The organism is Brevibacillus daliensis, assembly GCF_021245735.1.
Lineage (GTDB): Bacteria > Bacillota > Bacilli > Brevibacillales > Brevibacillaceae > Brevibacillus_B > Brevibacillus_B daliensis.
The window spans coordinates 221958-233089 of the sequence record NZ_JAJISB010000008.1 but is presented as its reverse complement, the minus strand read 5'-3'; the positions used below and the strand labels follow the sequence as shown (position 1 = coordinate 233089).

14 protein-coding genes and 1 pseudogene are annotated in these 11132 nt (G+C 36.3%); 4 read left to right on the top strand and 11 right to left on the bottom strand.

The window, feature by feature from the left end:
• Positions 1–165 (bottom strand): annotated as a pseudogene (locus tag LM917_RS10205) (transposase); the annotation flags it as partial.
• A gap of 374 nt (positions 166–539) precedes the next feature.
• Here LM917_RS10205 and LM917_RS10200 point away from each other — a divergent pair.
• Complete coding sequence (locus tag LM917_RS10200; RefSeq protein ID WP_232697403.1) at positions 540–821, top strand: IS3 family transposase; 282 nt, start codon at positions 540–542, stop codon at positions 819–821.
• The gene (locus LM917_RS10195; protein WP_232697402.1) at positions 818–934 is read left to right on the top strand and encodes an IS3 family transposase; all 117 of its coding nucleotides are present in this window, start codon (positions 818–820) and stop codon (positions 932–934) included. The genes LM917_RS10200 and LM917_RS10195 overlap by 4 nt, the downstream gene beginning before the upstream one ends.
• Before the next feature lie 62 nt (positions 935–996).
• On the opposite strand, the gene LM917_RS10190 is transcribed toward LM917_RS10195, so the two are convergent.
• From LM917_RS10190 to LM917_RS10165, 6 genes are all read right to left on the bottom strand, one after another.
• Entirely contained in the window at positions 997–2475 is a 1479-nt protein-coding gene (locus LM917_RS10190; RefSeq protein ID WP_232697401.1) for an S-layer homology domain-containing protein, read from the bottom strand.
• Positions 2476–3093: 618 nt separating this feature from the next.
• Positions 3094–3627, bottom strand: coding sequence for a methylated-DNA--[protein]-cysteine S-methyltransferase (gene adaB / locus LM917_RS10185; protein ID WP_232697400.1), 534 nt, complete (start codon positions 3625–3627; stop codon positions 3094–3096).
• A 1-nt stretch (position 3628) separates the two neighbouring features.
• Positions 3629–4249 (bottom strand): bifunctional transcriptional activator/DNA repair enzyme AdaA, encoded by a 621-nt coding sequence (locus tag LM917_RS10180; protein WP_232697399.1) that lies wholly within the window; start codon positions 4247–4249, stop codon positions 3629–3631.
• Positions 4250–4337: 88 nt separating this feature from the next.
• Positions 4338–5051, bottom strand: coding sequence for a 2OG-Fe(II) oxygenase (locus LM917_RS10175; RefSeq protein ID WP_232697398.1), 714 nt, complete (start codon positions 5049–5051; stop codon positions 4338–4340).
• A 317-nt stretch (positions 5052–5368) separates the two neighbouring features.
• Entirely contained in the window at positions 5369–6244 is an 876-nt protein-coding gene (locus LM917_RS10170) for an SDR family oxidoreductase (RefSeq protein WP_232697397.1), read from the bottom strand.
• Between the two features lie 52 nt (positions 6245–6296).
• The gene (locus tag LM917_RS10165) at positions 6297–7148 is read right to left on the bottom strand and encodes an SDR family NAD(P)-dependent oxidoreductase (RefSeq protein ID WP_232697396.1); all 852 of its coding nucleotides are present in this window, start codon (positions 7146–7148) and stop codon (positions 6297–6299) included.
• Positions 7149–7449: 301 nt separating this feature from the next.
• Here LM917_RS10165 and LM917_RS10160 point away from each other — a divergent pair, with 301 nt between their 5' ends.
• Positions 7450–7830, top strand: coding sequence for a winged helix-turn-helix transcriptional regulator (locus LM917_RS10160; RefSeq protein WP_232697395.1), 381 nt, complete (start codon positions 7450–7452; stop codon positions 7828–7830).
• Between the two features lie 373 nt (positions 7831–8203).
• Here the strand turns inward: LM917_RS10160 and LM917_RS10155 are convergent, their stop codons facing one another.
• The gene (locus LM917_RS10155; protein WP_232697394.1) at positions 8204–8524 is read right to left on the bottom strand and encodes a MazG nucleotide pyrophosphohydrolase domain-containing protein; all 321 of its coding nucleotides are present in this window, start codon (positions 8522–8524) and stop codon (positions 8204–8206) included.
• 96 nt (positions 8525–8620) lie between these two features.
• On the opposite strand from LM917_RS10155, the gene LM917_RS10150 reads away from it, so the two are divergent.
• Complete coding sequence (locus LM917_RS10150; RefSeq protein WP_232697393.1) at positions 8621–9187, top strand: LOG family protein; 567 nt, start codon at positions 8621–8623, stop codon at positions 9185–9187.
• Between the two features lie 165 nt (positions 9188–9352).
• Here LM917_RS10150 and LM917_RS10145 read toward each other — a convergent pair whose 3' ends face one another.
• The 3 genes from LM917_RS10145 to LM917_RS10135 all read right to left on the bottom strand — a co-directional run bounded on the left by LM917_RS10145 (position 9353) and on the right by LM917_RS10135 (position 11102).
• Positions 9353–9802 carry an SgcJ/EcaC family oxidoreductase gene (locus tag LM917_RS10145; protein WP_232697392.1) on the bottom strand — a complete coding sequence of 150 codons (450 nt, stop codon included), beginning with the start codon at positions 9800–9802 and terminating at the stop codon, positions 9353–9355.
• A gap of 232 nt (positions 9803–10034) precedes the next feature.
• Entirely contained in the window at positions 10035–10400 is a 366-nt protein-coding gene (locus LM917_RS10140; RefSeq protein ID WP_232697391.1) for a helix-turn-helix transcriptional regulator, read from the bottom strand.
• A 273-nt stretch (positions 10401–10673) separates the two neighbouring features.
• Positions 10674–11102: an N-acetyltransferase gene (locus LM917_RS10135; protein ID WP_232697390.1), complete on the bottom strand. Its 429-nt coding sequence runs from the start codon at positions 11100–11102 to the stop codon at positions 10674–10676.
• Positions 11103–11132: the final 30 nt, after the last annotated feature.

The following is an 11132-nucleotide window of genomic DNA, read 5'->3' as shown; positions in this document are numbered from 1 at the left end:
TTATAGAATTTCATTTTCCTGCTTTAATCGGAGCATTTCTTTCTGCATAGCAACAACTTCTTTAGGTGTAATCATTTGTTCCCCTTCTCCGAAAGGAGTAAATTCTTTCACCCATTTATAAATGGTTACTTCTGAAACACCATATTCGCTAGATAAACTCTTTACTGGTATTATCCCCTTACGGCAGACAGTAAAAAAAGAGTTCATGATATCATAGACTCTTTACTGTTGACCGGAGGGGTTTTTTCATGCCACCAAAAAAGGGACAAGTTTTTACTCGATATAGTGAAGAAATCAAAAAAGAAGCTGTTCGTCTACGGGGCGAAGACCAGTGGAGCTATGCAATGATTTGAGAAAGATTAGGAATTAAAAGCGATGCTCAAATCATCACCTGGGTTCGCAAACATCAAAATGGAGAATCGTTATCGAGGACGCTGGATTAAGAAGAAATCCAACAACGTAGAAGAGGAAAATGCCTAATTGAGAGTGCAGGTAGAAAATCTGAAAAAGCTCAATCCGAATCTACATGAGGAGGAAAGTTGGATAAGCAAGCCAGGTTCGGCACCATCGAAAAAATGAGTCAAACATATCCCATCATTACTCTTTGTAAGATTGCAGAGGTATCACGGGCTGGTTACTACAAGTGGAAAACTGCCTTAGGATCACGTAAGACTCGTTTTGAGCTGGATACCAATCTAAAGGAACATATTCTTGCCATTCATCGACTCCGACCTTATTTCGGCTATAAGCGTATGCGTACGGCACTATGCAAAGAAGGGCTTCTAATTAACCAAAAAAAGGTGCGGAGGCTCATGCGATGAGTGACGCTCGAAAACTGATTACTGAATATATTACCTACTACAACCAGGAACGTTTCCAGAAAAAATTTGGCGATCTCTCCCCGGTAGAATACCGAGTAGCGATCGCCGCATAACGAATTTACTCTTTTTTTACTGTCTACTTGACGGGGCTATGACCACCCTATCCCTTTTTATTTTACCAACCTAATGTTTGAAGTGTGCGATCTAGCATTGAAGCTAATTCAGCTCTACTAATTGGTTGATTTGGATTTAAATTGCCTTTTGAATCACCTTTCATAATTCGATAGTCAATTTTGTCTACTGCCCAAGCAGGAACGTTGCTACCGTCTGCAAAAGTGCGCACGTTTAGAGCCTGTACATTGAACCCAGGGATTGATTTAAGAGCGTTTGTGATGAATACACCAGCTTCTGCTCTCGTTACCATTTGACCCCCGTTAAAGTTGACGCTAAAGTGTTCAGGAATAACATTTGATTTTTTAAGTGGAGCTACATAGGAATTAGCCCAAGTAGGTACACCTTGCATTGTGGAAATAATAGATTGTTCTTCTCCGCTATCTAATTTATGAAGAACATTGTACATAGTGTAGTCGTTTTGACTAACAGAGACTCCTAAGATTTTAGATAAAGTAGTAGAAAGTTCTGCTTTAGAAACTTGGCTATTTGGCTTGAAGGTATAACCATTTTTTACTTTATAACCTTCAAAAATTCCAATACCGGATAGACGATCAATTGAATTGACTGCCCAATGGTTAGCAGTATCTACAAAAGTAGGTTGATTAACTGCAAAGATAGCATACCAAGTAGGTACACCTGTTACGGTATTAGCTGTTACTTGAGCGTAATTACCATTCATGGTTGCTTTAGATGAAAGAGCTACCCATTTTTTAGAATTAGCATTGTAATAATACATGCGAAGCTGTTTACCTTCGGATTTTGCTTTAGACAGCTTAACTGTATCATACGAATTAAGTGTGGCGGAAATAGCGCCTGATTTTAATTCAAGGGTTTCAGGAAATGCAATGTGACCAGCATGTCTACCTAACATATCACTAGCTTTCAAATTATCAACACTTGGTTTACTTACGAAACTGAATGATTTGGAACCAGACTTACCGTCTGAACTAGAATAATTAGAGTTGTTGTAATTGTCATTATCATCTTTGTATTTATCTCTATCTTCTTTTTCACGGAAAACGGTAATGGTATATTCCTCTTTATTCCCGTCTTTATCCTTGATCTCTACCTTTATTTTGTTACTGCCTGCATCTAGATAAATTTTATCAGAATATCTACCGTTTGTGACTTTATCTCCATCAACTTTAATTACGGGATCTTTAAAGTCAGTCTCATCTACGGTAACTCTAATTTTAATAGTATCGTCTTCATAAGGAACTTCTACTTCATACCTATATTTATCCTTTTTAAACTTGGGATCTAATTTACCTTCAGAAACTTCAATATCTTTAGCATAAATATTCTTCTTCTCAGGTTTAACTGTCGGAGGTGTAGTTTCTTCCCCAGTAACTCCTGTTCCTTGAGAGGATGCATACGCTTTCGTAGTCCCAAATTCAAAAGTTGGAACTAATCCAGCACTCCCTAATACCGTACATAGTGCTGTCGTAATAGCTACTGAGTTTTTCAAAGACTTTTTCAATTCATATCTCCCCTAATTTCACTGTGACTGTTTGACAAACTTAGTCTGTGATAATTTTTGAACTAGAACCGGTTTAAGACTTTAACTTAGGTCGATAGCAACAAATTACTCTTTTTCTCTATACTACCCCCTATTATGTATTTATGTATTACTTAAGTAACTATAGATCAGTGCACTGCTGATATCCCCTATAATTACCCAAATAATTTTAGTGAAATGTCCACTTGAAAATTTGGACACTATTTCACTAAGTTGTAGTAGTTATGCCCCGCTAAGTTTGTTTACATTGCAAACTCGGTCAGGACAAAATATATACTCAAGTTTTATTAGAACATATTGGGCTTAATCAGTCAATCTATTAGAAATACCACAAAAATTCCTGAAATTTAGTGTGTTAACTAAATAGTGTAAGCGTATTAAATCCCTGTACCATCGCAGGAATAGCCCCGAAGAAAAAACCGCCAAACGCCCGCAGTGAGAATAATAGCCAATAAGGATTTAGTGAATGAGTTATCCAGAAAAAAAGCCTGTACCTTTATTAAAAATGGTTTTCAGGTTTTTGTAGAACAATTCACTTTTCATGTCGGCACCTCCTTTCCGTTCATTTTACAGTAATAATCACTCATTGCTAAATGAAGCTTGTCTTTCCAAATCCAAAAGGAGTGTCTTCATTTCTAATCCGCCACGATAGCCGGTTAACGACCCATTCTTTCCTACTACACGATGACACGGTACGGTAATTAATACTGGATTAGCCCCAATCGCCGCTCCTACAGCACGAACAGCTGCTGGTTTATTAATAGAATTTGCTATGTCAGAATAGGACTGAGTCTGTCCGTACGGAATTTCACAAAGTGCGTTCCAGACTGCAAGCTGGAATGCTGTCCCATTGTAATCAAATGGAACAGTAAAGTTTTTCCGTTTACCTTCTAGATACTGGGTGATTTCAGCCGCATAGGATCCAAGTTTTTCATCACCTTCAACAAGTGGACTTCCAGGAAAACGTTTCTTAGCCCATTCGGACAATTCTTCGAATGGTTTGTTCTGTGAACCAACAAACACAAGCCCCTTAGAGGTTGAAGCAATATAAAAACTCCAATCCCTAAACTTTAGCAAAGACCAATAAATGGTTGGCTTATTCTTTGATTCCATTTTACATTTCCTCCATTTTAGTCATTTGACGATATTGTGCGGGTGTATGTCCGGTTTTCTTTTTAAATAAAGTAATAAAATAGGGCGTGTTAGGCATACCTACACATATGGCGATATCCGCAATAGCTTTATTTGTTTGAATCAAGTGCTCTTTAGCCGCGTTTAATCTAACCTGTTGTATATACTCAACTGGCGTGATACCTTTAATCTTTTTAAACGTTCGATGCAAATGATAGGGACTCCCATGGGCAATATCTGCTAACGTTTCTAGAGTTAATTTTTCTGTGAAATTTTTATCAATGTACTCAGTGGTAAGTGCAACCCACTCACTATCAGGCAATTTCTCATTAGTAGGCTTGCAACGTTTACAAGGGCGAAAATTTGCATGGAGAGCTTGTTCTGCGTTTTGAAAAATACGTACATTTTCTTTTTTTGGAACGCGGGATTTACATGACGGTTTACAGAAGATCCCCGTGGTCTTTACAGCATAGAAAAATTGATCATTGTACGAAGCATCATTATCAATAATTGCTTGCCACTTTTCATTTGTCATCATTTCCACGTCACTCAAAATTCCATGATCATGACTCTCTTGAAATCCATTATTGATACTGTCCGGCATTATTCTCACCTCTCCTTACAATATACCCTCTATAAATTCAGAATGTACGATTTCAGGGATAAAATAGCAAGATATTGAAATTTGATATTTACTTAGAATCATGAAAAATGATTCCAAGACCGTATCGTTCTCCAGATGTAACCGTACTTACCCCGTGACGAACCGTATTTTTGTAATATCCTTTTTTACCAAGAGCAGGTCTATGGTTTGTAGGAAAGATTAGTGCACCGCCTCGTTCCAAAGTAATCACATGTCCCCTACTCTGAGCACGAGGAATTTGTTCTACTAAAAGAGATTCACCACCCGTATAGTCTTGATCTCGTTGATTTAATACAAATACTACTTGAAACGGGAAAAATACGTCTCCATATAAATCTTGGTGCAAGCAATTAAACCCACCTTTTTCATACTTTAGAATTAAGGCTGTTGGTCTAGTTTGTTCATGTTCTTCACATATTCCCAAAAAGTCTTGAAGGTTATTCGGAAATTGCTCGGGCTTCTTTAAATAACCCAACCATCGATTTGCTGTTTTGGCCAACTCTGGATAAAAGGATTCTCTTAAACTTTGGATGATGTCAGGTAATGGATAGGAAAAATATTTGTACTCCCCACTCCCGAAGCGATACCTTGTCATATTGATGGTCGATCTGTATGACTCTTCCTCGCTATATAGTTCCTTGAAGGACTCACATTCATCTTTTGTTAAAATGGGTGAAAGCTTTGCAAATCCTTGCTCATCTAATTCGTTTTGAATGGAATCCCAATTTAGGCTTTTTACACGCGTTGGTATATCTTGAACCATTTTTATCTCTCCCTACTTAGCATTCTTGATAACTAACACTATAACCTCATAATTACGAAAAAATAATGCTTTGAGAATGTAATAGCAAGATAACGAAATTAAATGAGAAATCGAAATTTTTTCTCCACTCTAGAAAAGCGCCCTTTAATGGAATAAAAAAAATAGAAACACAGATGCAACTATGCCTATTATCTTCAAATAACACCACTCATTAGTTCACGTACATTATTTCACATTATTCAAGAAGTAAAGCCTCCTAGCCCTTTTATATAAAAAACGACCTCCATACATATGAGAAGGTCGTTTTTTGATTAAACTTAATTTCCTGTTTGTGGAATTTGACTAACAATTTGGCTCAAAGCCTCGTTTATTGTTGTAGTAGGGCGACCAAGTAATTTTTCTAAAGCGTTGCACTCTATCTCTAATTCACCATTTCGAATGCCTTTTTGTATGTTTACAAGCATAGAAAGATAGGATTCTGGTACCCCTGCACCTTTCATAATATCGGTATAAGTAGCATCATCGACTTGTTGTACTGGTACTTCTTTACCTATTACAGTTCCAAGAGCAGATGCTAATTCCTCTTGAGTCATAAGCTTACCGGAAAGTTCGTAAACTGTATTCTCGTGTCCGTTCCCAGTCAATACGGTTGCTGCTGCCTCCGCATAATCTTGTTGAAGTGCCCAACCTACTTTTCCTGTTCCTGCAGATGTAACCCAAGGTGCTCCTGCCATCACACCTTGTATACTCCCAATTTCATTTTCCAAATACCAATTGTTTCGTAAAAACGAGTAGGGAATGCCTGTTTTCAAAATAGCTTCTTCTCTAGCTCGATGAGCTGGGGCAAGGAATAAGTTACTTTCACTTGCATTTGTTACACTAGTATAAACAATAAATTTAACTTGAGCACGCTGAGCAGCAGCTACAGCATTAGTATGCTGTCTAATTATTGTTTCATCATCCCCAACCGTAGATATAATTAAAAGTCGATCAATTCCTGAAAAAGCAGAATCTAATGTTTCTGGTTGATCAAAATCTCCGTGTCGAACTTCTACACCGCGAGCTTGTAATCTTTCTGCTTTCTCTGGATTTCGAACGCTAACAGCTAATTGACTCATTGGTACAGTTTTTAATAACGTTTCTATAACTTTTGACCCTAATTTCCCTGTTGCACCCGTAACTAATATTTTCATTTACTTTTCCTCCATTATGTTTTTTCGTTGGTACTTTTTATTTTTCGACTGTTTAGTTTTCATTCGGAAATCCTTTCAACAATTGAACAGTTATATTAAAAAGCTTTTGAGCATTTTCTTTATCAAAAGTTTTCATCGCAAGACTTACTTCTTTTCGTTGTTTAAAAGCAGATAAAGAAGGTTTAGGTGGATTTTCTAACAAAACAATTATAGGCTCAATTGCTTTTTCTACCTGTTTTCCTGTTATTTTATAGATTAGCTTCATTATATTCTTCATCACAGGTTGTTCATATGCTTCTATAGCTCCAGAGGTTTGCACAGCCCAAGGGTTAAAGAGAATATATTTTATCCTTCCACTGGTATCATTTTGGGCAAATGCAACACCTAGTAAATCGTTTAATCGGCTGCCATGAAACTTAGATTTTGTACTGTTAAAACTATTCTTGTTTTGTAAATCATCCCAGTTAACAGTTCCATTCATTCCTGGTGCGCAAACATTAAGAATAACAGGATTCTCAGCTTTTTCCAAATTCTCTTTTAAGCCATAACTAAGAATAAATCTACTCAAATAATATAACCCAAAAGTAAATTCAAACCCCTCTTGTGTTTCAGAATATGTTTTTCTGTACTTTTGAGACACTGCACATAAAACTACCATATCCAAAGAATGGAACCGGCTTTTTACTTCTTCGATAATACGCTGATTTTCTTTTACCAAACTCAAATCTGCCTGAAGAAAAATTGCCCTTCCCTCTGCTCTTAATTGTCTAGCCTCATTATAGAAAATGTCGCCTTTTGCAGAAGAACTACCGACAACAATTACACGGTCGCCTTTTTTAAAAAAGTGCATAGCAACACCTTTTCCAATTCCATCTGTTCCACCTGTTACAAGTATTGTTTTCAATTGTTATCTTTCTCCTCAAGTGCAATATCAAATAATTTGTTTAGTTTTGTTAGCCCAAGAACAATTTCCTCTAAATCCTTTTCTGATATATGATTAACGATTGATGAATGCAATTAGTTCCATCACCATTAACTTTCATGTTTCTTCATCAACACAGTAAAAACCACAGCAACATAAATTTTCATGTTGAATTAATAAGTGCAAATATATAGTATTTCAATAGTAACAATAATAAAAGTAGGCACTTTTTTATGGCATAGTCACAAAAATATTACCGATATGTAAAGAGAGGGAAAATACAATGGCTCGATTTAAATTTCAAGGAGAAACGCCTCCTGAAAATCATGAAGAAGTATGTCCTTTGACACTTACTCAGAATGTAATTGCTGGAAGATGGAAAATTATTATTTTATGGTATCTAAGTCAGCAAACAAGAAGATTTAATGAACTTCAAAGGTTGTTACCAGGCATTTCAAAAGGAATCTTGACAAGGCAACTGAGAGAATTGGAAGAGGACGGAATGGTTCACAGAGAAGTGTATAAAGAAGTTCCTCCTAAAGTAGAATACTCACTAACACCAGAAGGAAAAAGCTTTATTCCTGTACTGGACGTTATGGGAGAGTGGGGTAAAAAATATATGGAGAAAAAACAAAAGGAACTAAAATACTCCACACAAAAATAAAAAAGAGCTGAACTGCTCTTTTTTGTTTGTCCTTTTAACCACCACGAATATTATTCCCGGAATTTGGTTGTAGACTATTATTCAATGTTTACAATGTGTAATTTCTACAAAGTAGGAATGTGTTAGACGGAAGTAATTTTATAGAATATATTGTTAGCATACATCTTCTTTAACTAACCTGGTCTTTTAGTTTGATTGTTTTACTTCACTACCCCACTAATAAATAGATCTAGCAAATAAATAATGAAGAGACTATTTTGATTACACATTTCTCAAAATAGTCTCTTTTAGGTTTAGCTTCTATGGTTTTCTTCGTCGATTAAAATACCACATGCGTGTAGGAGTCGTTACTAACTCCACTACGGCGAGTTACTTATTTTGTAATATAACGTTGCTGCAATTTTTCTCGATGGGCTCTAAAAATATCTTCTATGGATATGTCATATTTATTTGCAATGATAATAATATTTCCAATAACATCCCCAAGCTCCTCTGTTAAGTCTCTCTTTTGTTCCAATAATGTACCCGCTTGTTCATCGGGGCGGTCTCTTCCTATTTCTAAAGATCTTATTGCTCTTGCTACTTCACCAGTTTCTTCTACCAAAAAACCAATACGAATAAAGATGTCTAAATCAGACCATCCTCTTTCTTCATAATACTCTTTAATCCAACTTTGGAATTCAGATATGTTCAATGAAACAACCTCCACATTTTTCATGTCTTATATTTTATCGGAAAATCAAATATAATTTTTACATGAGATAAAATTAATCGTCTGGAGGTTATTTTGTTGAAACGTTTGGCAGTATTTTGTGGTTCAAGTAGCGGAGCTTGCTCCTCTTATACGGAAGGAGCTATTCTAATAGGAAAAGAATTAGCTAGACGGGAGATAACACTCGTGTACGGTGGGGCAAGTGTCGGAATAATGGGCGCAGTAGCTGATACCGTTTTACAAGAGGGTGGACAAGTAATCGGTGTCATGCCGCAATTGTTAATTGACAGAGAAATATCTCATCAAAATGTAACTGAGATGTTCATCGTTTCTTCGATGCATGAGCGAAAAGCAAAAATGGCGGAGCTAGCAGATGGCTTCCTTGCTTTGCCTGGAGGTCCTGGTACATTAGAGGAATTTTTTGAGATTTTCACTTGGGCTCAAATTGGTTTACACCAGAAGCCATTTGGACTGTTAAATGTGAACCACTACTATGATCCATTGATCGCTCTACTCCAACATATGGTGAAAGAGCAATTCTTACAGGAAAAATATAAGGCAATGGCGATTGTGGATTCAGACGTGGGGACACTACTTGATAAGTTTTATAAGTATGAACCGCCGACTGTAAAAGAATATCGGTAATGAGCATTTGGTACATAGGAAGTTAATCAGTCGTGTACTACTAAAAAAGGCTTGCGGAATCCACCATAGAGATTCCTGCAGCCTTTTTGATTTCATTAGATTTTCTTTACTTGCTCAACACTCTTCTCTTCCAGATACTTTCAGCTGTTTGTCATGTTTTACGACTTATTTAAGTAACTCTCTTAACTCTTCTGTCATTTGTTCGACTAACTCAGGTCTTCCATGAAACTGAGCTGGTGTATTCTGAAAAAGTTGGATACGCCAATTTCCTTCATTAGAAACGACAACTAGAGTGTGATGTGTGTTGACTTTAGGATTAAGGTCTGATTGTCCAGGAGGTACCATACCAGCTATTGCTCGTACCATGGCAATATCAGAACCAAGAAAACGCACACTTTTAACTTTGCTTACATATGTAGCAGTGGGGTGGTCTTCAAAGATCGGTTTGAGGTGCGAAAATATCTCCTCGCGTCCAATCGAATGACTTCCATCAAAACCGATACTCTCGCCCTCCTCTGTGAACAGGTTAGCCATTGCACAGGCACTGCGATTATTCCAAGCATCTACTAGTTGTTGATAGAGTGCTTGGACTTCATTCGATACAGAAGAGTTCATAATGAATACCTCCTTAAAGGTGTTATATACTTCTTTAGTCCAAGGTTGCCCATACATCGTAATATACTTTCTCATATTTATCCAACGACAATAATCGTTGAGATCTCTAAACCTTTATTTTTACTAAACTGTCTAACAAAAAATCCTTCAGACCATATCACAGATGAGAATAATCATAAATTCATCGATGTGAACCAACTGAAGGTTTTTTACTATCATTACTATTTGATTTCTAATAATTATCCTGTAACGCTTTTCTTAACAAACCATAGCACCTATCCAGCTCTACTTTCATTTGCTTTTTATAAAGGTTAGCCTTTTCCTGATCGACGATTCGGTAAATTTTGATCTCTTGTAAGTCTGTCTCTGGTTTTAATTGCCGATGCCAATCAATAATGCCTTCATCTTTTAACTCATGAAGAGATTTATATAATTCAGTATGGGTAGGAGAGTAGGCGAATGGTTTAAATTCATTCTCCAAATCATCTAACATTTGCAGGCCGTATCCTTTTTGCTGTTCAATTTTCGTAATCAGATAAAACTTTAAAAAGGATCGTTGTTTTAAAAGAAAGCCACGTCCACGTATTTCAGCATTCATGATAGATTCCTCCCTAGCATGTTCTAAATAAACTATGTTCTAATAATTCAAATAATCACTCTATTAGATAAATATTTTAAAGGTAAGGGGTTGTTGATTATTTGGAACATAGTTTTATTAGAACATAATAGGCTATATTGGTCAAACTTTTCGTCGTTTTATATAGATTTCTCATTGATTTTGGTAAAATATAGGGAGAGATCGCTGGTTCATTAACGATTTCGGGCGATCTACTTCCCCTTTTGGCATCCTACAATTTTAATTACGATAAGACTATTTCGACCAGATCATATGGTATTCCCAAAAACCTGAATCTTCATGTAGCTGTTCAGTAGCTATTTTAAAGTTACAACTATAATAAAATGCGATTGCCGGCTTATTATCCTTAAATACAGCTAATTCTAAGGTGTCATATCGCTCTTTACAATAATTGATCAGTTTCTTTCCGATACCTTGACCTCTATATTCATTCGATACAAACAATGCTCCGATAAATGAGCCATCCATGATGCTAATAAATCCTTTAACTGTATCTTGGTCCTCATAAATATTTGTATTGGAAATTGGGAGGTACTCTGTTTTTACTAGCTCGTAATTATCCAGCCAATACTGTTCTGGGATACAATTATGTGCTTCGATGTTTGATTTAAGCCAAATATCCATTACGTCGTCTATTTTTGTATTTTCAAGCAGTGTAATCATGGTCCATTTTCCTTTCAGTTAGGTTTCATC

Bases quoted from the DNA above. Each gene is read 5' to 3' on its own strand.
- LM917_RS10195 (WP_232697402.1), top strand. From the start codon at position 818: ATGAGTGACGCTCGAAAACTGATTACTGAATATATTACCTACTACAAC.
- adaB (WP_232697400.1), bottom strand. From the start codon at position 3,627: ATGGAATCAAAGAATAAGCCAACCATTTATTGGTCTTTGCTAAAGTTT.
- LM917_RS10180 (WP_232697399.1), bottom strand. From the start codon at position 4,249: ATGCCGGACAGTATCAATAATGGATTTCAAGAGAGTCATGATCATGGA.
- LM917_RS10175 (WP_232697398.1), bottom strand. From the start codon at position 5,051: ATGGTTCAAGATATACCAACGCGTGTAAAAAGCCTAAATTGGGATTCC.
- LM917_RS10170 (WP_232697397.1), bottom strand. From the start codon at position 6,244: ATGAAAATATTAGTTACGGGTGCAACAGGGAAATTAGGGTCAAAAGTT.
- LM917_RS10160 (WP_232697395.1), top strand. From the start codon at position 7,450: ATGGCTCGATTTAAATTTCAAGGAGAAACGCCTCCTGAAAATCATGAA.
- LM917_RS10145 (WP_232697392.1), bottom strand. From the start codon at position 9,802: ATGAACTCTTCTGTATCGAATGAAGTCCAAGCACTCTATCAACAACTA.
- LM917_RS10140 (WP_232697391.1), bottom strand. From the start codon at position 10,400: ATGAATGCTGAAATACGTGGACGTGGCTTTCTTTTAAAACAACGATCC.
- LM917_RS10135 (WP_232697390.1), bottom strand. From the start codon at position 11,102: ATGATTACACTGCTTGAAAATACAAAAATAGACGACGTAATGGATATT.